The organism is Sinomonas terrae, from assembly GCF_022539255.1.
Taxonomy (GTDB): Bacteria; Actinomycetota; Actinomycetes; order Actinomycetales; family Micrococcaceae; genus Sinomonas; species Sinomonas terrae.
On sequence record NZ_JAKZBV010000001.1, the window covers coordinates 3,090,727 to 3,113,501 of the forward strand.

Genomic DNA, 22,775 nt, shown 5'->3' on the forward strand with positions numbered 1-22,775 from the left:
CTAGGCCTCGCGCCGCTCGCTTCCCCTACGCGGTGTGGACCCCTGCCGCGCAGCCCCACGCGCTGTGGCCCCCTGTGCGGGCTCCCCCGTCGCAGCAAGGCTGCCCGTGGGGTCGTGTTCGAAGATCTCGTGGTCTCCCTGGTAGCCCGGCTCCGTGTCGAGCTCTTGATTGAAGACCCAGAAGCGGTACGCGAAGAAGCGGAAGATCGTGCCGAGGACGAGACCCACGATGCTGCCGGCCACGAAGATCGACACCTTGTCGGTCATGAGCAGGATGTACTTCGTGAACGCAACGCAGGCGTCGGCGATGAGGAGGCCAATGCCGTTCATGATCGCGAAGAGCACGGCCTCGCGCACCATGTTCCCCTGTTTGCGATGCCGGAAGGTCCAGTACCGGTTGGCGACCCAGGAGAAGATGCTGGCCACGATCGTCGCGATCGACTTGGCCCAGACCTCGCCGCTGTGGAGCGGGCCGTTGAGGAGCCAGATGAAGATCCCAGAGTCGATGACGAAGGCGAGGCCGCCGACTACTCCGAACTTCGCCACTTCCCGCCAGAAGAGCGAGACGAGACCGTTCAATCGATCCGAGATGGCGTTGATCATGTTCCTCCGAGTCCGTGCACTGCGGCCCCTTGCCTCGGGCCCGTCGCCGCGCGGGTGCCAGCCATACCAGCCATAGAAGCCAGCTCTGCAGGCCAATCTCATGAACCGTGGAAGCTCTGGGAAGATCTGGCCGCGCGACGCTCAGGCATCTATTCTACGCGCGCGGCCAAGGCACCCTCAGGCTGCTTTCAGGGTTCACAGGAAGGGGCGCGTCCGTTCGGTAGGCTTGGCGGGTGAGTTTTCCTGTGATCGGAGTCGTCGGCGGCGGCCAGTTGGCCCGCATGATGGCTCCTCCCGCCACTGCCCTCGGGCTCGAACTGCGCGTCCTTGCGGAGGCCGAAGACGTCTCAGCGGTCCCGGCTGTTGCAACCGCACCGGTGGGCGACTACCGGAACCTGGACGACCTCCGCGAGTTCGCGCGCGGTGTCGACGTCCTCACCTTCGACCATGAGCACGTGCCGACAGAGCACCTCCTGACGCTCATCGCCGAGGGCGTCAACGTCCAGCCCGGCCCGGCGGCGCTCGTACACGCCCAGGACAAGCTCCGCATGCGCGCCGCGGTCGATCGGCTGAGCCTCCCGAACCCCCGCTGGACCGCGGTGCACCACGTCGACGACCTCGTCGCGTTCGGCGACAAGATCGGCTGGCCGATTGTCCTCAAGACGCCTCGAGGCGGCTACGACGGAAAGGGCGTGCGGGTCCTCGGCTCCTCGGCCGACGCCGCAGCCTCCATCGACTGGTTCGGCGCCATGAGCCCCCTTCTCGCAGAGGAGATGGTCCCCTTCTCCCGTGAGCTCTCGGTGCTCATCGCCCGCACGCCGAGCGGCGCCTCCCGCGCGTGGCCAGTCGTGCACACCGTGCAGGTCAACGGCGTGTGCGACGAAGTCATCGCGCCCGCGCCGGGCCTCGACCCCGCTGTCGCGCAGGCCGCACAGTCAGCCGCGCTCGCGATCGCGACCGAACTCGGGGTCACCGGCGTCATGGCAGCCGAGCTGTTCGAGACGCCTGGCCGCGGCCAGGGCTTCCTCGTCAACGAGCTCGCGATGCGCCCGCACAACACGGGCCACTGGACTCAGGACGGGTGCGTCACGAGCCAATTCGAGCAGCACCTCCGTGCCGTCCTCGACCTCCCGCTCGGCGGCACCGGTGTGCTCGGTGAATGGGCCGTCATGAAGAACATCCTGGGCGGGGAGAACACCGACCTCTACTCAGCGTTCCCCGCGGCTCTCTCGGCCGATGCGGAGGCGAAGCTGCACACCTACGGCAAGTCGGTCCGGCCGGGACGGAAGATCGGGCATGTGAACCTCGTCGGCGGGGAAGGCTCCGAGCCCGAGGAGCTGCGCACCCGCGCAGCCCACGTCGCCGCCGTCGTCCGCGACGGTGTATCGAAGGAGACAGCGTGAGCACAAGCGGAGCGAGCACCCCTTCAGCTGCCCAGCCGCTCGTCGGCCTCGTCATGGGGTCGGATTCGGACTGGCACGTCATGGAGGCAGCCGCCGAGGCCCTCGCCGAGTTCGGCGTGCCGTTCGAGGCCGACGTCGTCTCAGCCCACCGGATGCCGCACGAGATGGTCGCCTACGGCGCCTCCGCACGCGAGCGTGGTCTGCGGGTCGTGATTGCTGGGGCCGGCGGCGCCGCCCATCTCCCCGGCATGCTCGCCGCCGTCACGACGCTGCCCGTCATCGGGGTCCCGGTCCCGCTCAAGACGCTCGACGGGATGGACTCGCTCCTCTCGATCGTGCAGATGCCTGCAGGTGTTCCGGTCGCCACCGTCTCCATCGGCGGGGCCCGCAACGCCGGCCTCCTCGCCGTACGCCTCCTCGCCTCCGGCACCGATGCCCTCGCGGAGCGCCTCTCCGCCGACCTCGCCCGCTTCGCCGAGGGCCTCAACGCGACGGCGGCTCGCAAGGGCGAATCGCTGCGCCGCAAGGTCGCCGAAGTCTTCCCGGCAGGAGGCACACCGGCCCAGGGCACGGCAGCATCAGCGCCAGAACCAGCATCAGCACCCGCATCTGCACCAGCACCAGCACCCGGCCGCGGCACAGCCGAAGCGGCCACAGGAGAGCCCGGATAGGGGGCCCGGTGATCTACGGCCAGCAAACAGACCCCGACGGCGCACCTCCGCGGAGCCGACTGACCGAACCGCTCAGGCATCCCGAGCAGGCCCCGGAAAGCCTCCGGACCCGACGCGCGATAGCTCTGCTCGCCCTCACCCTCGTGCTGCCCGGCAGCGCGCAGCTCATCGCCGGAAGGCGGAGGCTCGGCCGCCGCGCCGTAGCCGTAACCTGCGGTGTGTGGGGAGCGCTCCTCATTGCGCTCGTCGTCGGACTCATCAACCGCGGCCTGCTCCTGACCCTCGTGACGGACCCCATCTCGTCCGCCGTGCTCATCGGAGTCCTCCTCGCGCTCGCCGCAGGATGGGCGTTCCTCTGGGTCGATACGCTCCGCCTTGTCCGTGTGCCGCTGCTCGCGCGGCGCACACGCCCGCTCGTCGCCGTCGCCCTCGTCGCTTGCCTCGTCGCGACGAGCGGCACGCTGGCCTACGCGGCTTACCTGACCAACGTCGCCCGGGGCGCCGTCGGCAGCATCTTCTCCGGCGGCCCGGCCATCGCGCCCGTTGACGGCCGCTACAACTTCCTCATCATGGGCGGGGATGCGGGGGCCGACCGCACGGGCCGCCGCCCGGACAGCCTCTCGGTGCTGAGCGTCGACGCCTCAACCGGGCGCACTGCGCTCATCTCAGTTCCCCGCAATCTGCAGAATGCGCAGTTCGCGGACGGTTCGCCCATGCGCTCCGTGTACCCGGACGGGTACAACTGCGGCGACGACTGCCTCATCAACGCGATCAACACCGAGGTCACCGAGAAGTACGCAAACCTGTATCCGGGAGTCCGCGACCCAGGTGCGCAGGCCACGATGGAGGCGGTCTCCGGGACCCTCGGTATCAAGGTCCAGGCCTATGTCCTCGTCGACATGGACGGCTTCGCCCAGCTTGTCGACGCCCTCGGCGGCATCCGCGTCGAGGCGGGCGGCTGGGTCCCGATGAGCGGGGCCGCCCTCGATGACAGCGGCGACCACGCCCAGCCCATCGGCTGGATCTCCCCGGGCCCGCAGACCCTCGACGGTTTCCACGCCCTCTGGTACGGACGCTCGCGCGAGTTCGCGAGCGACTACGACCGCATTGCACGGCAGCAGTGCATCCAGCAGGCCATGATCAAGCAGCTCAATCCGGCGACGGTGCTCTCCAAGTTCGAGTCGATTGCGAACGCGGGTACGAAGGTCGTCGAATCGAACATCTCGGCCTCCCAGCTCGGTAGCTTCGTGGACCTCGCCATCAAGGGCAAGGGCCAGCCCGTTAGCCGCCTCGTGATCGGTCCCCCGGACTTCGACGCGAGCTTCCCCACCTACCCCGACTTCGGTCAGATCCACCAGAAGGTGACAGCCGTCCTCGCCGGCAACCCTTCGCCAAGCCCGAAGGCAGCCGGCGGCGCGTCCCGCGGAGGCGTTGGCCTCGCCGCGCCCGCCGCGATCCCCGCAGCGCTCGTGACAGCTCAGACGCCCGCGAACCAGTACAACTCGGTCGGCCCAGACGGGGTGCCCGTCAACGCGGCACGGCTCGACTACCTGTTCAAGACAGGGCAGAACCAGACGCTCGATGCGATCATGGCCGGGAACGGCCAGTGCACTCCCCTCTAGGGGGACCTAACTGAGAGGCAGCCAGAGCAGCCCATGCACCTCCTGCTGAACACCCTCCGCCCCTACGCGTGGGGCTCGACGACCGCGATCGCTCAGCTCCTCGGCCGCGAGCCCTCCGGAGGGCCCGAGGCCGAGCTGTGGATCGGCGCTCACCCGGATTCGCCATCTCGAGTGGTGAGCGAGCCCAGCGGCGAGGGCGCCACGTCTTCGGGAGATGACATATCTTCTGAGGGCGCCAGACCTTCTCAGGGTGCCAGCCCCTCACAGGCCCCCGGCCTCGACGAACTCATCTCCCGCGACCCTGAGGCGGCTCTGGGTGCCGAGAGCGTCGAGGCTTTCGGGCCGCGCCTGCCGTTCCTCCTCAAGGTCCTTGCCGCGGAGCACCCGCTCTCGCTCCAGGTCCATCCGACCCTCGAGCAGGCTCGGGCGGGCTTCGCCGCGGAGGAGGCGTCCGGCGTCGAACGTGGCGCGCCTCACCGCAACTACAAGGACGACAACCACAAGCCCGAGATGATCTTCGCCCTGAGCCGCTTCGAGGCGTTGTGCGGCTTCCGCACGCCAGCCGACGCAGCGGCCCGCTTCGAGCTCCTGACCGCGCTGCTTGCGGGACAGGACGCGGCCGAGGTCACGGAACAGGTCGCTGAGCTCCTGCGCGGCCCAGACGAGAGCGAGGCACTGCGTGAGGCGTTCGCGCGCCTCATCACGGGCGGCAGCCAGGTCCGCTCCGCAGTTCAGGCAGCCGCCGCGGCTATCGAAGGGTCAGGGACGGACGACGCCGGGCTCCTCACCGTCGCGGCGCTCGCCACTGAGTATCCCGAGGATCCCGGCGTCCTCGTCTCGCTCCTGCTCAACCGGATCACGCTCGAACCCGGGGAGGCGCTCGCACTGGGCGCTGGGAACGTCCATGCCTACCTCTCGGGGCTCGGGATCGAGGTCATGGCGTCTTCCGACAACGTGCTGCGGGGCGGCCTCACCCCCAAGCACGTCGACGTCGCCGAACTGCTCGGGACGGTGGCCTTCGCGGCCTTTCCCGTGCCGATGGTCCGCCCGGACGAATCCGCCCTCGGCCAGGAGCTCTACCGGCCGGGCTTCGCCGAGTTCCAGCTCCAGCGCATCCACGTGCCGGCGCCCGAGGCGGGGCTCGACGCGCCCCGGCCCGAACCGGTGCCTGTCGCGCAGTCCGGGGCCGCCGTCGTCCTTGTGGTCGACGGCTCGCTCACACTGGATACGCCCAAGGGAGATCTCGTCCTCGCGCGCGGCGACGCGGCCTTCGTGCCCGACGTCGAGGCTCCCGCCCTCGCGCACCCGGGCGACGGCGGGGTCCTCGCCTTCGCCGTCACGACAGGGCTTGCGACGAAGCTCGGCTAGCTGCCGCGCTGCACACAGGGCTAGGCCCGGGCCTAGCGAGACTGCGGGGGCCTAGCGAGACTGCCCCGGCCTAGCGAGACTGCCCGGGCTGACGAGACCGCCCGGGCCCAGCGAAACTGCCCGGTCGATCCCGCTTTGGTTCCCGCTACCGCCGGACGAGCTGCTTCGCCCGGCCCGCGGTTCCCTTGGCTTGCCTGATCGCGCTCTTGGCCTGCCCGACTGCCGCCTTCGCCACAGTCCTGCCCTTCTGGAGGGTGCGCCGAGCCAACGGCATTCCGGTCGCATACACGGGATACAGGGGCGAGAGCGGCAGCTCCCAGGTCCCAGCGAGCAGGTTCTCGTGCGGAGCGAACTGCTTCTTGAAGTCCGAGATGCCGTCGTTGAGGAGACCGTTGAGGTCGTAGCGCGTGCAGCCGTCGGCCTTCATCTCAGTGAACGCGGCCCATTTGACCCCGTAGTTCGCGCGTGCCTTCTGCCCTGCCGCCGTCACACCGCCGTAGAGCTCGAACGCAGTCCCCGCGCTCTTGGCGATCCAGACGAACGCGACCGGCTCGCCGCCGTCGAACGCAGCGACGATCGGCGAATCCTCGCCGAGGAAGCGCCAGATGTCGCGATAGTAGGCGTCCGAGTGAATGCCGAAGCCCGCGCGCTGTGCGGTCTCGCGGTAGATGGCGAGGATCTTCTCGAGTTCGTCCTCGCCAGCGACGCGACGGAACTTGAGGTCGCCCTTGAGGTTCTTGCGGACGTTCGAGCGGGTCGTGCGGGACATCGCGGCCATGAGCTCGTCCTCGCTCTGGGCGAGGTCGAGGATGAGGGTGCGCGGGATGAGGATCGTGCTCTCGGTCCGCCGGAATCCCGCGGCCGCCAGACGCTGCTCCCCCACCGAGCCCGCGTCCCAGTCAGGCTCTGCGACGAGCGCGACCGAACCACGCGTTTCGCGCACGTGGCGGGCGACGGCGTCGACCACCTTCGTAGCGTCCTCCGGCGCGCATACAGGGCCGCGCGAAAGGTAGGCGAGCGACTTGAGCGGCCACGGCAACGCCCGGTACAAGACCTGGGCGCCTCCGAGCACCGAGTCGCCCTCCGCCACCGTGAGCCGCTCCACCTGCCAATGGTGCGCGGCCTTGACCTCGCCCCAGCCCCACAGTTGCAGGGGGTGCCCACCGTGCTGGTTGACGAGTTCGTCCCAGACTCCTCGGTCGGTGCAGGCATCGACCGTGAAGCTGGTGGCGGTCAGGCTACGCGCGGGGGTCATGATCCTCCTGTGGTGGGGCAACGCTAAAGGCCGCGGGCCAGTCTAGCCGCGAACTGTCCGGCGCCCTGCCATGAGATCCTCAGGCCTGACGTGCCCAGGGCTCCCACTTGCTCGAGTGGTGCTCGGCATCGACGAAGCGGACCGTCCCGGACTTCGAGCGCATGACAATCGACTGGGTCTTGACGCGGTCCTTCTCGTACCGGACGCCCTTGAGGAGGTCTCCGTCCGTGATGCCGGTCGCGGCGAAGTAGCAGTTGTCGCTCTTCACGAGGTCGTTGGTGGTGAGCACACGCTCGAGGTCGTGGCCGGCGTCGAGCGCCTTCTGCTTCTCCTCGTCGCTCGTGGGCCACAGACGCCCCTGGATGACGCCGCCGAGGGACTTGATGGCGCACGCTGCAACAATGCCCTCAGGCGTTCCGCCGATCCCCATGAGCGCGTCCACGCCGGTGCCGGCGCGGGCAGCGGCGATGGCACCCGCGACGTCGCCGTCCATGATGAACTTGGTCCGCGCACCCGCGGCACGGATCTCCTCGACGAGCGGCTTGTGGCGGTCGCGGTCCAGGATGCAGACGTTGATCTGGTTGACCTTCACGCCCTTCGCCTTCGCGATGAGGTGGAGGTTCTGCTTGACCGGCAGGCGGAGATCGACGAGGTCTGCTGCCTCCGGGCCCGTGACGAGCTTCTCCATGTAGAAGACGGCAGACGGATCGAACATCGTGCCGCGCTCGGCGACAGCGAGCACCGCGAGCGCGTTGTTGATTCCGAGCGCCGTCAGGCGCGTGCCGTCGATCGGATCGACCGCGACGTCCACCTCGGGGCCTGTGCCGTCGCCGACCCGCTCGCCGTTGTACAGCATCGGGGCCTCGTCCTTCTCCCCCTCGCCGATGACCACTACGCCGTTGAAGTGGACCGTGTGGAGGAACGAGCGCATGGCGTCGACGGCGGCGCCGTCGGCACGGTTCTTGTCGCCGAAGCCCACCCAGTGGCCGCCGGCGATGGCGGCAGCCTCGGTGACGCGCACGAGTTCAAGCGCAAGGTTGCGGTCCGGCTCGTCGGCTCCGAGGGTGAGAGAGCTGGAAAGGGTCGAGTACTGGCTGTCGATCGGCGCAGGGGACACGGTGACCTCTTCTTCGAGTCGGATTTCTTTTGATCATAGTCTGCGGGGCAGGGACGGTCCCTTGCGATGACGGCGGTCACATGGGTCGGGATGTGACGTGAAACGCGAAGACTGGGGCGGGCCGAACATGCGGGACAATGGAGGGGTGAGCAGCACGCACGAGGATGCCCAACCCCAGACCGAGCAGCCGACGGTCAGGCCTGTCCTGACCCCAGGCGCGGCGAAGCGCGCCAACGCTTCGGTGACCGGGATGATCATGGCTCTCGCCGTCTCGCTGCTCGCGATCGTTCCCGTCTGGCTACTCAGCGGCAACTCGGGCGCCCAGGTCCAACGTCCGACCGTCAACGTCTCCGCCGTCGCCTCCGAGGCGAAGGGCGCGGCCGGCTTCTCCCCCGCGGCGCCATCGCTGCCCGCGGGCTATTCGGCGAACTACGCGCGTTGGGTGTCTGGAACGTCCGACGGCGTCAACCACTGGGATGTCGGCTGGGTCACCCCCCAGCAGCAATTCGTCTCCATCGAACAGACGGCCATGGCGAACCCGACGTGGATCACGCAACAGGTCAACGAGGCGCCGATCACCGGCACCCGCAGCGCGGGCGGAATCACCTGGACGCTATACGACAAGCCCGGGGTGGAGAAGAGCTACGTCGGCAAGGTCGGAAAGACGACCGTGATCGTGAGCGGCTCGGGCGGCTTCCCCGAATTCGACGTTGTCGCGGCCGGCGTTGCAGCCACAGGCGGCAACTGACCCGGACGGTACCCGACCCCGCCGGTAGCCGACCAGGCACAGGTAGACAGATGGGTCTAGAGTGGGGGGCGTGTCTGAGACCCTCACCCCCGCAGAAGCCTGGCAGAACCTCCGTGACGGCAACGAGCGCTTTGTCGCTGGGACGTCGATCCACCCCAATCAGAACGCTGCCCGTCGCAGCGAGCTCGTCTCGACCCAGAACCCGTTCTGCGTCATCTTCGGGTGCTCGGACTCCCGTCTGGCCGCCGAGATCATCTTCGACCTCGGCCTCGGCGACGCGTTCGTGGTCCGGTCGGCGGGCCAAGTCATCGACGACGCGGTGCTGGGCTCGCTCGAGTACGCCATCGAGCCTCTGGGCGTCCCGCTCATCGTGATCCTCGGCCACGACTCATGCGGCGCCGTCACGGCCAGCGTGAACGCGTTCTCGTCCGGCAACATGCCCCAGGGCTTCGTGCGCGACCTCGTCGAGCGCATCATGCCGTCGGTCCTGACGGCCCAGCGCAACGGCGTAACGACTGTGAACGAAACCGTCGTCGAGCACGTCAAGCAGACCGGCGACCGGCTCCTCGAGACGTCCCAGATCATCGCCCGCGCCGTCGAAGAAGGCCGCACGGCCGTCCTCGGCGTTTGCTACCACCTGGACGAGGGCAAGGCCGAGCTCGTTTCGGGCCTCGGCAACGTCTGACCGGGCCCAGGGCCTCGGACTCGCGTGGCGAAAGCCGGTTCGGAACGGTCCCTTCCGGGGGTCTAGTCTGGGTGCCATGACTGACTCTGCCGTGCAGGATTCTGCCGAATACCGGATCGAACACGACACGATGGGCGAAGTGCGGGTGCCCGCGGCCGCTCTGTACCGCGCCCAGACGCAGCGCGCCGTGGAGAACTTCCCGATCTCGGGCAAGACCCTCGAGCGCAAGCACATCGAGGCCCTCGCCCGGGTCAAGAAGGCCGCGGCCCGCGCCAATGAGGATCTCGGCGTGATCGACGGAGATCTCGCCGACGCCATCGCTGAAGCCGCGGACCGTGTGGCTGCGGGGGAATTCGACGACCACTTCCCGATCGACGTGTTCCAGACTGGCTCTGGGACCTCCTCGAACATGAACATGAACGAGGTCCTCGCTGAGCTCGCGAGCCGCGCGCTCCAGGAGAAGGGCGTGGACAAGGTCGTTCATCCGAACGACCACGTCAACGCGTCGCAGTCCTCGAACGACGTCTTCCCGACGTCGGTTCACGTTGCCGCGACCAACGCCCTGCTCAACGATCTCGTCCCGGCCCTGACCCACCTCGCTGCCGCCCTCGGCCGCAAGGCCGAAGAGTTCAAGGACGTCGTGAAGTCGGGCCGTACCCACCTCATGGACGCCACGCCCGTGACCCTCGGCCAGGAGTTCTCCGGCTACGAGGCCCAGGTCCGCTACGGCATCGAGCGTATCGAGGCCTCGCTTCCCCGGGTCGCGGAGGTTCCACTCGGCGGCACCGCGGTCGGCACGGGCATCAACACGCCCGCGGGCTTCCCGCAGCGCGTCATCAAGCTCCTCGCCCAGGACACGGCGCTCCCGATCACGGAGGCCCGGAACCACTTCGAGGCGCAGGCGAACCGCGACGGTCTCATCGAGGCGTCGGGCCAGCTCCGCAACATCGCCTACTCGATCATGAAGATCTCGAACGACCTGCGCTGGATGGGCTCTGGCCCCAACACGGGCCTCGGCGAGATCGCGATCCCGGACCTGCAGCCCGGTTCGTCGATCATGCCGGGCAAGGTCAACCCGGTCATCTGCGAGGCCGCGATCATGGTCGCCGCCCAGGTCATCGGCAATGACACGACCATCGCCCTGTCCTCTACCAATGGCGCCTTCGAGCTCAACGTCGGCATCCCCGTCATGGCCGCGAACCTGCTCGAGTCGATCCGTCTGCTCGCCAACACGGCGCGCGTCATGGCGGACAAGATGGTCGACGGCATCACCGCGAACGTCGAGCGGGCCCGCTTCCTCGCGGAGGCCTCGCCGTCGATCGTGACCCCGTTGAACAAGTACATCGGCTACGAGAACGCCGCCGCGATCGCCAAGAAGGCCGTCAAGGAGGGCCTCACCATCCGTGAGGCGACTCTTGCCCTCGGCTTCGTGGAGCGCGGCGAACTTACGGAAGAGCAGCTCGACAAGGCTCTCGACGTCACCACCATGACGGGCCAGGCGAAGGCGTAGTCCCCCCTCTCAGCCCGGGCTGAACGAGGCAATGCGTCGGCGGGCGTCGCCGGGGATCATCTCCCCCGCGCGGCGCCCGCCGTCGTCGTTCGCAGGTACTCTTGAGCCCGTGCCCACCCCTGATTTCATCTTGGCCTTGCGTGACATGATCGGCGTCCACCCGCTCTGGCTGCCAGGCGTCAAGGCGGTCGTCACGGACGACGGCGGGCGGCTGCTCCTCGTGCGCCGCGCCGACAACGGCCGCTGGACTGTTCCCGCGGGCATCATCGAGCCGGGTGAAGAACCCGCGATGACAGCGGTCCGCGAAGTGTTCGAGGAGACAGGCGTTCACGTGCGGGTCAGTCATCTCGCCGGCGTAGGGACCACAGCTCCGGTCGTCTACCCGAACGGCGATCACGCCCAGTACCTCGACGTCGTGATGGCGTGCGACTACGTGGGAGGCGAGGCCTGCGTCAACGACGACGAGAACCTCGAGGTCCGCTGGTTCGAGGCCAACGCGCTCCCCGAACTGCCACCGCTGCACCGCCGCGCCATCGAATGGGCGCTCGATCCAACGCGCGGGGCGCACTTCGTCGCACCCGCCGGAAGGTGACCCCAATCCCCCACGCAGCCGCGCGCCCACGCCCTCGCGCAGAGGTGATTATTGAACCCTTAGGCGGGCAGAAGGAGCGCCAAGGCGGCGCCGACGAGCATGAACGGGCCGAACGGGATCGCGGTCTTGCCGGTTGCCCGACGGAGCACAATGAGCACAACGCCGTAGAGTCCCCCGAGCAGGAACGCGGCGGCCGTGCCCCACAGGAGATGCTCCCAGCTGAGGAATCCGAGGTAGAGGCCGAGAACACCGGCGAGCTTGACGTCGCCGAAGCCCATTCCGGCCGGATAGACGACGCGGAGCACGAAATAGACGGCCCACAGAACGGCGCCCGAGCCTAGGACCCGCAGGATAGCCCCGACGTCGAAAGCCACCCCCGCTGAACCGATCGCGGCGGCGAGGGCCAGCGGGAGGGCCGCCCAATAGCTCGGCAGCACGATCCGGTTCGGCAGGAGATGGCTGCGAATGTCGATCACGGCGAGCCGCGCCGCCATCCAGACAAAATAGGCGAGGCACGCGACGACGAGCCAGAACGCGACCGGGCTCGTCTGCCAGAGCTCGGGGAGTCGGAGGGTCACCCTTGGACCCTATCCGACGACTCCCCTCACTCCGTGGCAATCGGCGGCGGCCGCCAGACGCCCCTAGATCTCGGCCCGCTCGAGCAGCTCAGTCACGAGGGCGGCGATGGGCGAGCGCTCCGAGCGCGTGAGCGTCACGTGGGCGAAGAGCGGGTGGCCTTTGAGCGTCTCGACGACTGCCGCGATTCCGTCATGCCGGCCCACCCGAAGGTTGTCGCGCTGTGCGACGTCGTGCGTGAGGACGATCTTCGAGTTCTGGCCGATGCGGCTCATGACCGTGAGCAGGACGTTCTTCTCGAGGGACTGCGCCTCGTCCACGATGACGAACGAATCATGGAGCGACCGTCCGCGGATGTGGGTGAGCGGGAGGACCTCGAGCATCCCGCGGTCCATGACCTCGTCAATGACGGCAGGGCTTGTCACGGCGCCGAGCGTGTCGAAGACGGCCTGGCCCCAAGGATTCATCTTCTCGGCCTCGGTGCCGGGCAGATAGCCCAGTTCCTGTCCGCCGACCGCGAAGAGCGGCCTGAACACGACCACCTTCTTGTGCTCACGACGCTCCATCACGGCTTCGAGGCCCGCGCACAGCGCGAGAGCCGATTTGCCAGTGCCCGCCTTTCCGCCGAGGGAGACGATCCCCACGGCGGGATCCATGAGGAGGTCGATCGCGAGCCTCTGTTCCGCCGAACGGCCGTGGAGGCCGAACACGTCACGGTCGCCGCGGACGAGGCGAACCTGCTTGTCCGCGCCCACCCGCCCGAGGGCCGAGCCGCGGGAGGACATGATGACGAGCCCTGTGTTGACCGGCATCTCCGCCGCTTCCGGCAGGAAGACGGGCTCGTGACCGTACAGGGCCGAGACCTCAGCGTCGCCCGCATCGATCTCTGCAACTCCGGTCCACCCCGAGTCGACGATCTGCTCGTTGCGGTACTCATCCGCGTCGAGCTGCATCGCAGACGCCTTGACGCGCATCGGAAGGTCCTTCGAGACGACCGTGACGGAGCGCCCCTCGTTGGCGAGGTTCTTTGCCACAGCGAGGATCCGCGCGTCGTTGTCGCCACTGCGGAAGCCCGCAGGCAGGACCTCTGCCGAAATGTGGTTGAGTTCGACGACGAGCGTCCCACCCTGCGTTCCGAGGGGGATCGGGCTCCCAAGGCTCCCGTGTTCGAGGCGCAGATCATCGAGCAGGCGCAGGGCCTTGCGCGCGAAGTAGCCCAGCTCGGGGTCGTGGCGTTTCGCCTCGAGTTCGGTGATCACAACAACCGGGATCACGACCTCGTGCTCGGCAAAGCGCAGCACTGCCCGCGGATCAGACAGCAGAACGGAGGTGTCCAGTACGTACGTCCGACGCTCGGCAGCGGCGGCGTGCTCTTCGGACAGCGTTCCAGTGGTCGTCACGTCGACTCCAGCCCCCAGGTTTCCCCGGCAGTCTCCAGTTCCTTCCGGCTCGGCCGCGAGGCCGGGCCGGCCTCCCGGAGCAGCTGCAAACGCAACGCCCAACTCGGCCTCCCCGCTCGGGAAGCGGATGCCCCCCGATGCCGCAACCCTACGCCGCGGGAGGTTGCCGGGAAATGAACGCGATGGGCATGTTGCCTGAATCAGGCCTCAGGCACCAACCAGACCTCAGGCGCCAACCAAACCTCAGGCGCCGAAGCGGCGCTGGCGCCCTGCGTAGTCGCGCAGGGCGCGGAGGAAGTCGACCTTCCGGAAGTCCGGCCAGAGCGCCTCACAGAAGTAGAACTCGCTGTAGGCGCTCTGCCACATGAGGAAGCCGGAGAGCCTCTGCTCCCCCGACGTCCGGATTACAAGGTCCGGATCCGGCTGGCCCGCGGTGTAGAGGAACCGGGAGATGTCATCGACGTCGAGGCGTTCGGCGAGGGCCGCAATGTCCTCGCCCCGGTTGAGGGCATCCCTCAGGAGGTCACGCACTGCGTCGACGATCTCGCGGCGCCCGCCGTAGCCGACGGCGACGTTGACGTGGAGCGGCTCCGAGGGGCTCGGCTTCGCCGTCAATCGCGCAAGCCGCTCGGCAAGGTGGTCCGGAAGAAGCTCCGGGGCGCCCATGGCGTGGACGGACACGTTCGGATCGTCGTCGAGCCGGTCGAGAGTTTCGGCGATGATGTCCGTGAGCTCTGCGAGTTCCTCGCTCGAGCGGTTCATGTTGTCGGTCGAGAGCATGTAGAGGGTTACGACGCGCACGCCCAGTTCACGGCACCAGCCGAGGAATTCGTGGATCTTGTCGGCGCCAGCTCGGTGGCCCTGGGCCGTGGGCGCGTTGAACTGCCGTGCCCAACGGCGGTTGCCGTCCACCATGACCCCGATGTGGCCGGGGATGCTCTCCGGTGTCAGGACACGCTGCAGCCGGCGCTCGTAGTAGCCGTAGAGGAAGCCGGGAAGCATGGCCACCAGCCTACCGGCAGAGCAGGGCGGGGCGGGGTTCAGACGCCGCCGAGGAGTCAGGCGCGGGACGCTGGCCCAAAATCCTACTTGAGAGTAACTTGGGCGTCTCCGGCTAGACTGAAGCATGCGGCAGCACGCGGTGACCCGTGCCGAGCTCTTGGCACTCAAGCCTTCATGGCGGGGCTGGATCCACACCGTGGCAGCGCCCATCGCGCTGGTCGCCGGCATTGTTCTCGTCGCGCTCGCACCTACGGCCGACCGAAAGATCGCGTGCGCCGTCTACGCATTCACGGGCCTCGCGCTCTTCAGTATTTCGGCGATCTACCATCGCGGAAACTGGTCGCCCCGAGTCAAAACAATCCTCAAACGGATCGACCATACGAATATCGTGCTCGTCATTGCCGGCACCTATACCCCGCTCTCGTGGGTGCTCCTCCCCCGTCCGACGGCCCTCGTGCTCCTCGTCGCGGTCTGGGGCGCAGCAGCGCTCACCGTGCTCTTCCGCGTTGTCTGGGTCACCGCACCGCGGTGGCTCTATGTGCCGATCTACGTCGCCCTCGGTTGCGCCGCATTCCTGTTCCTCCCGCAGTTCTTCGCCGCAAACGTCCCCGCGGCGATCCTCGTGTGCCTGGGCGGAGCTTTCTACATTGCGGGTGCGGTGTTCTACGGAATCCGCCGGCCCAACTTCAGCTGGCGCCACTTCGGCTTCCACGAGTTCTTCCACGCCTTCACGGTGGCGGGCTTTGCCGTGCATTTCGTGGCCATCATGGTCGCGATACTCGGCGCTCCCGGCCTCTGACCGGAGTCATCCTCCCGCCCGCAGCTGCTCGCCCAGTTCCTCGGGTGTCCCGACCGGCAGCCGGCATGCGAAGTCGCGGCACACGTAGGCGAGCGGCGACCCGTCCGGGCCTGAAGGGCGGTCGGCAAGCAGGGGAACCTTTCCGTCTGCGGCTTCGGCATCCGCTACGGCAACGACCCGCCCTGCGCTGGGTGCTGCCAGCGCTGCCGCGAGCAGACGACGGCGGTTCTCCCCCGGGCGGCCCACCACGGCGATCTCGAGTGGGCCCGCGAGCGAGGCTTCGCCGACGGCCAGGAGCCATCCGGCGACCCGAGGTCCTTGGGCCAGCACACGCGGGAGTCCTGCAAGGATCGACGATGCAAGCGCGCGATCCTCGAGGGAGCCGCTGTAGGCGGCGTGGGTGAGCAGGACGCCCGCGAGCAGGGAGGCGCCGCTCGGCGTCTCGGTGTCGTGGGGGTCGAGAGTGCGGGCTCCTGCAAGGGCCGACCGAACGCCGGCGGAAGCTTCTCTGGGGGCGACTGCTTCGTCCGAGAGCAGTCCGTCCGCGACGAAGCGCTGCGTGGCTGCCTCGAGAAGCTCCTCGGCCCACGCGTACCACCGTTCTTCCCCGGTCGCCGCGTACAGGCTGAATGCGCCCTCAGCACAACCGGCGTAGTCCGCGAGGAGACCTTCGATCCCCGCTCCCGACCCGGCGTGAGAGACGCGGAGGAGTCGCTCTCCGTCCCAGTGCACCGTTGCGAGGAGCTCGGCGGCGCGCTGTGCCGCGTCGAGCAGCTCGGGCCTCTCGAGTGCCCACGCTGCGTCTGCGAGGGCGGCAACGGCGAGGCCGTTCCAGCCCGCGACCACCTTGTCATCGCGTCCCGGTGGCGTGCGCCGTGCTCGCGCGACGACGAGCGCAGCCCTGTGGCGTTCAAGGAGTTCGCGTTCGGCCGTGTCGAGGGCGCGGCCTGCGTGAAGGGGCCCGGCGTGGTCCGAGTGCTCCCCCATGGGCAGGCCGAAGACCGCGGCGAGGCGTGCGGCGTCGGCCGCGTTCTCCTGGCCCAACGCCTCGGCGAGCTCTCGGCGGGTCCACACGTAGTAGCCGCCCTCGACGCTGCGGCCGTCACGCTCGGAGTCCGCGTCGAGCGACGACGCGAAGCCGCCCTCGGGAAGGCCGAGCTCACGGACGAGCCACTCCGCGGTGAGGACGGCGGCGTGGTGGGCCTCGTCTCGGGGAAACTCGTCCGAGCCGCCGAGCCATACCCAGTGCGCGAGGACCCGCAGGAGTTGGGCGTTGTCGTAGAGCATCTTCTCGTAGTGCGGCAGCGACCAGTCGGCCGTCACGGAATACCTGGCGAACCCTCCCCCGAGGGCGTCGAAGAGCGCCGAACGGCACATGCCAGCGAGAGTCCGGCCCGCAACAGCACGCGCAGCCTCCGCGGTGCCACCTCCCGAGGATGCCGCCGAGGCGTGGCGGATGAGAAATTCGAGAACGGGCGACGGCGGGAACTTGGGGGCGCCGCCGAAGCCACCGTTTTCGGGGTCCTCGCCGCGGACCAGCGCGGCGACGGCGTCGTCGAGGGCCTGGGACTCGACGGCAAGGGCGGGTGCCTTGACGTCGAGCAGGTGGGCGGAGAACACGCCTCCGAGCCCCTCGGCGAGTGCGGCGGCCTGCTGTTCGACCGCCTCGCGCCGCTCTGTCCACGCCTCCCACACAGCGTCAAGGATCTGGCGGAAGCTCGGGCGCCCGGGGTACGGGAGGGGTGGGAAATAGGTGCCGGCGTAGAACGCGCGGCCGTCCGGGAGGGCAAAGATGCTCAGCGGCCAGCCGCCTTGGCCGCTCATGGCCTGGCACGCCGCCATGTAGACGGCATCGACGTCGGGGCGCTCCTCGCGGTCGACCTTGATGCTCACGAAGCGTTCGTTGAGCACCTCGGCTGTCGCCCGATCCTCGAAGGACTCATGGGCCATAACGTGGCACCAGTGGCACGCGGCGTAGCCGATGGAGATGAAGACCGGGACGCCGCGCCGCGCGGCTTCGGCAAGGGCCTCGTCGCCGTAGTGCTGCCAGTCCACGGGATTCGCCGCGTGCTGCCGGAGGTAGGCCGAGGGGCTCCCTGCAAGTCTGTTCGCCATACCTTCGAGTCTCCCCCGGAACCGCCCGGGGTACACACTGCGGTATGGAAGAGGGGCTAGCGCGTGGCCTTGGGGCCTCGGCTGCGAGAGGGCTGGTCTTGGGGTGACTCGTCTGCAGGCGTGCCGTCACCGGAAGCGTCGACGGAAGGGCCGGACGGGGAAGCGTCCAACGAGGAAGGGCCGGACGAGGAAGCGCCGTCGGCCACGACTTCGTCGGCGTCCTCACGGACCTCGGGCGCCTCGCCAGCGGCACGCTCTTCCTCGACCTGGCTCCGGTAGCGGACGCGGCGGAGACGGCGCACCATGTCGACGATCAGCAAGAGCATGAGGACGACGATGAACGCCGTCGAGAGGAATCCCCAGATTCCGGGGGTGATCTGGTCATCGGTCAGGCCCGGGCGGAGCGTCCCCGAATCAGTCGGGTTGGGCGTGGCGGCGAGGGCCAGGAACAGAGAATGCACCCAACAATCTTAGCGTGCCAAACTATCGCAGTCCGGCGAAGAGATCCTCCTCGGTCTGGCCATCCTTGGGGTAGCCGACGGAGGAGGAAATGAGGGAGTAGTCCTCCCACGGCCACAGGCGCTGCCGCAGCTCGAGCGAGACCGCGAAGAAGGAGCCGTTGGGGTCCACCTGCGATGCGTGGGCGGCGAGCGCACGGTCGCGGATCTCGAAGTACTTGCCGCATTCGACCTGGGTCGTCACAGGGTGCCGGGCCGCCCACGGGTGGTGCCCTTCGGCGTCGTCCTCTGTTGCAGAGGCGACCCAGCGCGCGTAGGGCGATTCGAGTCCCGCCTCGAGCAGGGCGCGGTGGAAGGTCTCGTACTTGCGGGCATTGAACGGCACGTCGTAGTAGAGCTTCGACGGCGCCCAGGGCTCCCCCGCATCGGGGTACTCCTCTGCGAGCGGGGCTGCGCGGAAGGCCTCGACAGCGACGCGGTGGGCCATGATGTGGTCCGGGTGCGGGTAGCCGCCGTTCTCGTCGTAGGAGACGACGACGTGGGGCCGGAACTCGCGCACGAGTCGGACGAGCGGCGCTGCCGCCTGATGCAACGGAAACGTCGCGAACGCGCCCCACGGCAGCGGCGGCAGCGGATCACCCTCGGGCAGGCCCGAGTCAGTGAACCCGAGCCACCGGTGCTGCATGCCGATGATGCGCTGGGCCTCGGCCATCTCGAGCCGCCGGACGCCGCCCATGTCCCTGTCTGCGTGGGCGTAGCCGAGCAGCGCCGGGTTCTGGATGTCTCCCCGTGAGCCGTCCGTGCAGCTCACCACCATGACTTCGTGACCTTCGGCGAGGTACTTGGCCATCATGGGCGCACCCTTGCTCGACTCGTCGTCTGGATGGGCGTGGACGGCGAGGAGGCGGAGGGCGCCGTCATGGTTCGCAGGGCGGAGCGCGTCGTTGTTCGCAGGGCGGAGCGCGTCGTTGTTCGCAGGGCGGAGCGCGTCGTTGTTCGCAGACACGTCTCCTAGAATAGTCAGGTGACCCAAAGCCCCGGAGCAGCAGCCGACTCGCGATACGCCCAGCGTGGCAGCGCAAGGTACGGCGACCGCTACGGTGTGCCCCGGCGCAAGATGTCCCGGCGCGCCGGCCTGATCCTCTCTGCTGCGGTGCTGGTCGTCGTCGTCATCGGGGTGGCCCTGTTCGCGTGGAGCGGAAATAGTGCGACCGTCTCCTTCAAGGACGTGAGCTTCACCACCCCGGATGCTGGGCACGCGACGGAGGACATCCAGGTCACCAAGGACGCCTCCCAGACGGCGTACTGCACGGTGAAGGCGCAGGACAGTTCGTTCGGTGTCGTCGGCTGGAAACAGCTGGAATTCGGGCCGGTAGCGGGCGCTTCGGGCCAGACGACGCAACAGGCGCACGTCGTGCTCCGCACCCAGACTGAGGCTGTCTCAGTATCGATCGATTCGTGCTGGATCGCGGGAACCTGACGCGCTCGCACCTCGTTCAAGCAAATAGCGAGGATGTGACACGCACCTCAGTCCAGCTTGGGATCGCCTGACGTGATCACTACAATGGACTAATACCAGTGCCCCGTCGGTGGCAGCAGGCGGACCGGGTTTGCACCCGGGATCGCGGCAGCACTCCGGCGGGGTCTTTGCATGGAAGGCCGTGCAGGAACGTGCACGGATATATTGAGGAGACGAGATGACCACCACCCACCATGGCGGGGCCTGGCTCACACAGGAGGCGTACGACCGCCTGAAGGCCGAGCTTGACCACCTCTCAGGTGCCGGCCGTCACGAGATCGTCGAGAGGATCGAGGCGGCCCGCCAGGAGGGCGACCTCAAGGAGAACGGCGGCTACCACGCGGCCAAGGAGGAGCAGGGTAAGATCGAGGCCCGCATCCGCCAGCTGCAGGAACTCCTCCGCAATGCCCAAGTAGGCGAGAAGCCCGCTGACGACGGCGTCGTCGAACCGGGGATGCTCGTCGCTGCGAAGATCGCGGGTGAGGAGGAGCGCTTCCTGCTCGGCTCACGCGAAATCGCGGGCGACGCCGAGATCGACGTCTTCAGCGAGAAGTCGCCGCTCGGCGCGGCCATCATCGGCCACAAGCAGGGCGAGAAGCTCTCTTACACGGCGCCGAACGGCAAGGAGATCCAGGTCGAGATCATCTCGGCTACCCCTTACGCGGGCTGATCATCTGGGCTCGCCCTCAGCGCTGCGCGTAGGGCGATAGCTCCCAGAGCGACGACGGCGGCGCCGCCCCTCATGGGGTGCGGCGCCGCCGTCGTGTTGCCGTCTGTACTGTCTCTGCTGCCTCTGCTACCTGTGCTGCCTGTGCTGCCTGTGCTGGGGCGAGCTAGACGTGCATCACGATCGGCTGGAAGCCCTCTGCCCGCAGTGCCTCGAGGACCTGCTCCGAGTGCTGGTGGCCCTTGGTCTCCATGTCGATCGTGATCGCGACGTCGCCCATGGCGATCGAGCCACCGACCCTCGTGTGGTCGACACCGGTGACGTTCGCGTCGTTCTCCGCGATGATGCGCGAGATGGTGGCGAGCGATCCCGGGCGGTCGTCGAGCATCATGCGCACCGTCAGGAACCGTCCGGCAGCTGAGAGGCCGCGCTGGATGACCTTGAGCATGAGCATCGGATCGATGTTGCCGCCCGAGAGGATGACGGCGGTCTTCTTGGCGTCGATGCCGAGTTCAGCGAGCTTCCCGTCCATGAGCGCGGCGACGCCGACCGCCCCCGCGGGCTCCACGACGAGCTTCGCGCGTTCGAGGAGGAAGATGAGTGCCCGGGCGAGCGAATCCTCGCTCACGGTCACGACATCGTCGACGAGTTCCCGGATGATGCTGAACGGGATCTGGCCGGGGAGGCCGACCGCGATGCCGTCCGCCATAGTCGCCACCTTCGGGAGGGGGACGACGGCGTCCGCGGCGAGCGACGGCGGGTACGCTGCGGCGTTCTCCGCCTGCACGCCGATCACCCGGATCTCGCGTCCGAGCTGGGCGGCCCTCGCCTTGACGGCGACGGCGACACCCGCGAGCAGACCGCCGCCGCCCACGCCCATGAGGATCGTGTCGACATCGGGGATCTGCTCGAGGATCTCAAGCCCCACTGTCCCCTGCCCGGCGACCACATCGGCGTTGTCGAACGGGTGCACGAACACGGCCCCGGTTTCCTCGGCATAGCGTTTGGCCTCGGCGAGCGCCTCGTCGACGTTGTGCCCGTGGAGGATGACTTCGGCTCCGTGGCTTCGGGTCGCCTGGAGCTTGGGGAGCGCGACGCCAAGCGGCATGTAGATGCGCGCCTTGATGCCGAGGCGTTTGGCGGCCACCGCAACGCCTTGGGCGTGGTTTCCGGCCGACGCCGCGACAACCCCGAGCGCGCGCTCCTCGGCGCTGAGGCGGGCCATGCGCACGTACGCGCCGCGGACCTTGAACGAACCGGCCCGCTGGAGGTTCTCGCACTTGAAGAAGACCTCGGACCCCGTCACCTGAGCCAACGCTCTCGACGTCTCGATCGGCGTCCTCACAATAATGCCCTCGAGCAGCTCCTGCGCAGCAAGGACATCGTCCAGCGTCACAGCGAGGGTCGAGAGCACATTCATCGGGCTAGCTCCTATGAGGTTTCGGAGGATTCTGCGGCGCCGCCGCCCTCGGAGACGGGCTCCGGGCGAGCTAGCACCCTATCAGTTTCCCATGATCGTGACGAGATGAAGCGAACGGCGGAGTTTGCGACGGCGAGGGTGGGCACCGCGAAGAGGGCACCAGGGATGCCTACGAGGTAGGAGCCGGCGGCAACGCTGAGGACGACCGCGACCGGGTGGAGGGCGACGGCGCGTCCCATGACGAGCGGCTGCAGCACGTGGCTCTCGAGCTGCTGGACGAGGATGACGACCGCGAGCATGATGACCGCGTTGACGAGGCCGTTGGCGACGAGGGCGAGCAGGACGGCGACGGCGCCGCTCACAAGGGCGCCGACCACCGGGACGAAGGACGAGACGAAGACGAGGATCCCGAGCGGAAGCGCGAGCGGGACCCCGAGGATCGCGGCACCCACGCCGATGCCGACGGCGTCGACCGCCGCGACGAGCACCTGGACCCGGACGTAGCTCACGAGCGAGACCCAGCCCGCCCGTCCGGCGCCGTCCGTGGCGGCTCGGGCAGCCCTCGGAAGGAGCCCCACGAGGAACCGCCAGATCCGCTCCCCTTCAAGCAGGAAGAAGATCAGAACGAAGAGCGCGATGAGCGCACCCGTGATGATGTGTCCCGCCGAGCTCCCCACGCTGATGGCCCCGCTGAGCAGTCCGCTCTGGTTGTTCTGCAGCATGTTCTGGGCGTTGTCGATATAGGTGTGGAGTTGCGAGGCCGTGATCTGGAGCGGGCCCTCCGCGAGCCACTTCTGCACCTCGCTGAGGCCGGCGAGCGCTTGATCCCAAAGCTGGGCGAGACCCGCGGTGAGCTGCCGTCCCACCAACGTCAGGAGACCGGCGACCAGGCCGATGAAGCCCAGCTCCGTGATGGCCACTGCGAGACCGCGCGGGACGCGTGCGCGCCGGAGCCATGCGACAACGGGGCTGAGGAGGCCAGCGAGCAACGCGGCCACGAGGACGGGAATCACGAGGAAGCTCAGGTGGGCAAGCCCCCAGAGGACAGCGCTGAGGACGGCCATGATGATCGCGAGGCGCCACGACCACGCGGCGGCGATGCGCAGCGCGAACGGCAGGTCGGCGTCAGTTACACGGCGGTCGGAAGACGGGCGAGGAGCAGAGGCTTGCGGGCCGGCGGGAAGCGCGGAGCGGTCGGGGGCGTCGGTCCGGGGTGCGTCGGAGGCGTCCATCGGTCCATCCTGT

22 protein-coding genes are annotated in these 22,775 nt (G+C 68.3%); 11 read left to right on the forward strand and 11 right to left on the reverse strand.

Translation table 11 applies throughout. From position 1 onward, the window contains the following. Positions 1-603, reverse strand: a complete 603-nt coding sequence (locus tag L0M17_RS14240; RefSeq protein WP_241054732.1) for a GtrA family protein — start codon at positions 601-603, stop codon at positions 1-3. Between the two features lie 233 nt (positions 604-836). Here L0M17_RS14240 and L0M17_RS14245 point away from each other — a divergent pair, with 233 nt between their 5' ends. Genes L0M17_RS14245 through manA form a run of 4 tightly spaced genes read left to right on the forward strand, consistent with a single transcriptional unit; the run spans position 837 to position 5,667 of the window. Beyond that, positions 837-2,006: a 5-(carboxyamino)imidazole ribonucleotide synthase gene (locus tag L0M17_RS14245; RefSeq protein WP_241054733.1), complete on the forward strand. Its 1,170-nt coding sequence runs from the start codon at positions 837-839 to the stop codon at positions 2,004-2,006. A 53-nt stretch (positions 2,007-2,059) separates the two neighbouring features. Then, a complete protein-coding gene (purE, locus tag L0M17_RS14250; RefSeq protein ID WP_241056457.1) occupies positions 2,060-2,677 on the forward strand; it encodes a 5-(carboxyamino)imidazole ribonucleotide mutase in 618 nt (205 codons plus the stop codon). Positions 2,678-2,685: 8 nt separating this feature from the next. After that, positions 2,686-4,299 (forward strand): LCP family protein, encoded by a 1,614-nt coding sequence (locus tag L0M17_RS14255; protein WP_241054734.1) that lies wholly within the window; start codon positions 2,686-2,688, stop codon positions 4,297-4,299. Positions 4,300-4,332: 33 nt separating this feature from the next. Further along, positions 4,333-5,667, forward strand: coding sequence for a mannose-6-phosphate isomerase, class I (manA, locus tag L0M17_RS14260; RefSeq protein ID WP_241054735.1), 1,335 nt, complete (start codon positions 4,333-4,335; stop codon positions 5,665-5,667). Between the two features lie 145 nt (positions 5,668-5,812). Here manA and L0M17_RS14265 read toward each other — a convergent pair whose 3' ends face one another. Further along, positions 5,813-6,922, reverse strand: coding sequence for a lipid II:glycine glycyltransferase FemX (locus L0M17_RS14265; protein WP_241054736.1), 1,110 nt, complete (start codon positions 6,920-6,922; stop codon positions 5,813-5,815). 79 nt (positions 6,923-7,001) lie between these two features. Next, positions 7,002-8,039: a class II fructose-bisphosphatase gene (gene glpX, locus L0M17_RS14270; RefSeq protein WP_241054738.1), complete on the reverse strand. Its 1,038-nt coding sequence runs from the start codon at positions 8,037-8,039 to the stop codon at positions 7,002-7,004. Between the two features lie 145 nt (positions 8,040-8,184). Between glpX and L0M17_RS14275 the strand changes: the two genes are divergently transcribed. The 4 genes from L0M17_RS14275 to L0M17_RS14290 all read left to right on the forward strand — a co-directional run bounded on the left by L0M17_RS14275 (position 8,185) and on the right by L0M17_RS14290 (position 11,574). After that, positions 8,185-8,787 carry a DUF4245 domain-containing protein gene (locus L0M17_RS14275; RefSeq protein WP_241054739.1) on the forward strand — a complete coding sequence of 201 codons (603 nt, stop codon included), beginning with the start codon at positions 8,185-8,187 and terminating at the stop codon, positions 8,785-8,787. Positions 8,788-8,857: 70 nt separating this feature from the next. After that, positions 8,858-9,472 carry a carbonic anhydrase gene (locus L0M17_RS14280; protein WP_241054741.1) on the forward strand — a complete coding sequence of 205 codons (615 nt, stop codon included), beginning with the start codon at positions 8,858-8,860 and terminating at the stop codon, positions 9,470-9,472. Positions 9,473-9,548: 76 nt separating this feature from the next. Then, the gene (locus L0M17_RS14285; RefSeq protein WP_255732018.1) at positions 9,549-10,982 is read left to right on the forward strand and encodes a class II fumarate hydratase; all 1,434 of its coding nucleotides are present in this window, start codon (positions 9,549-9,551) and stop codon (positions 10,980-10,982) included. Between the two features lie 109 nt (positions 10,983-11,091). Next, complete coding sequence (locus tag L0M17_RS14290) at positions 11,092-11,574, forward strand: NUDIX hydrolase (RefSeq protein ID WP_241054743.1); 483 nt, start codon at positions 11,092-11,094, stop codon at positions 11,572-11,574. Positions 11,575-11,633: 59 nt separating this feature from the next. On the opposite strand, the gene L0M17_RS14295 is transcribed toward L0M17_RS14290, so the two are convergent. From L0M17_RS14295 to L0M17_RS14305, 3 genes are all read right to left on the reverse strand, one after another. After that, positions 11,634-12,152, reverse strand: a complete 519-nt coding sequence (locus tag L0M17_RS14295; RefSeq protein WP_241054744.1) for a prepilin peptidase — start codon at positions 12,150-12,152, stop codon at positions 11,634-11,636. 63 nt (positions 12,153-12,215) lie between these two features. Beyond that, positions 12,216-13,550, reverse strand: coding sequence for an RNA 5'-3' helicase PhoH2 (phoH2, locus tag L0M17_RS14300; RefSeq protein ID WP_241054745.1), 1,335 nt, complete (start codon positions 13,548-13,550; stop codon positions 12,216-12,218). A 243-nt stretch (positions 13,551-13,793) separates the two neighbouring features. Further along, positions 13,794-14,552 (reverse strand): isoprenyl transferase, encoded by a 759-nt coding sequence (locus L0M17_RS14305; RefSeq protein ID WP_241054746.1) that lies wholly within the window; start codon positions 14,550-14,552, stop codon positions 13,794-13,796. A gap of 124 nt (positions 14,553-14,676) precedes the next feature. On the opposite strand from L0M17_RS14305, the gene trhA reads away from it, so the two are divergent. Further along, the gene (gene trhA, locus L0M17_RS14310; protein WP_241054747.1) at positions 14,677-15,351 is read left to right on the forward strand and encodes a PAQR family membrane homeostasis protein TrhA; all 675 of its coding nucleotides are present in this window, start codon (positions 14,677-14,679) and stop codon (positions 15,349-15,351) included. A gap of 6 nt (positions 15,352-15,357) precedes the next feature. Here trhA and L0M17_RS14315 read toward each other — a convergent pair whose 3' ends face one another. From L0M17_RS14315 to mca, 3 genes are read right to left on the reverse strand one after another with little or no spacing between them, the layout of a single operon-like run. Further along, on the reverse strand, positions 15,358-17,466 hold the full coding sequence (locus L0M17_RS14315; RefSeq protein WP_241054748.1) for a thioredoxin domain-containing protein: 2,109 nt from the start codon (positions 17,464-17,466) through the stop codon (positions 15,358-15,360). A 56-nt stretch (positions 17,467-17,522) separates the two neighbouring features. Continuing rightward, positions 17,523-17,927 (reverse strand): hypothetical protein, encoded by a 405-nt coding sequence (locus L0M17_RS14320; RefSeq protein ID WP_241054749.1) that lies wholly within the window; start codon positions 17,925-17,927, stop codon positions 17,523-17,525. A 22-nt stretch (positions 17,928-17,949) separates the two neighbouring features. Beyond that, complete coding sequence (gene mca / locus L0M17_RS14325) at positions 17,950-18,930, reverse strand: mycothiol conjugate amidase Mca (protein ID WP_241054750.1); 981 nt, start codon at positions 18,928-18,930, stop codon at positions 17,950-17,952. Between the two features lie 18 nt (positions 18,931-18,948). Here mca and L0M17_RS14330 point away from each other — a divergent pair, with 18 nt between their 5' ends. Next, entirely contained in the window at positions 18,949-19,404 is a 456-nt protein-coding gene (locus tag L0M17_RS14330; RefSeq protein ID WP_241054752.1) for a DUF4307 domain-containing protein, read from the forward strand. 217 nt (positions 19,405-19,621) lie between these two features. Further along, positions 19,622-20,113: a transcription elongation factor GreA gene (gene greA, locus L0M17_RS14335; RefSeq protein ID WP_241054753.1), complete on the forward strand. Its 492-nt coding sequence runs from the start codon at positions 19,622-19,624 to the stop codon at positions 20,111-20,113. Positions 20,114-20,276: 163 nt separating this feature from the next. Here greA and ilvA read toward each other — a convergent pair whose 3' ends face one another. Together ilvA and L0M17_RS14345 are read right to left on the reverse strand one after the other, a co-directional pair. Continuing rightward, on the reverse strand, positions 20,277-21,530 hold the full coding sequence (gene ilvA, locus L0M17_RS14340; protein WP_241054755.1) for a threonine ammonia-lyase: 1,254 nt from the start codon (positions 21,528-21,530) through the stop codon (positions 20,277-20,279). Between the two features lie 11 nt (positions 21,531-21,541). Next, entirely contained in the window at positions 21,542-22,762 is a 1,221-nt protein-coding gene (locus tag L0M17_RS14345; RefSeq protein ID WP_241054756.1) for an AI-2E family transporter, read from the reverse strand. Between the last annotated feature and the right edge of the window lie 13 nt (positions 22,763-22,775).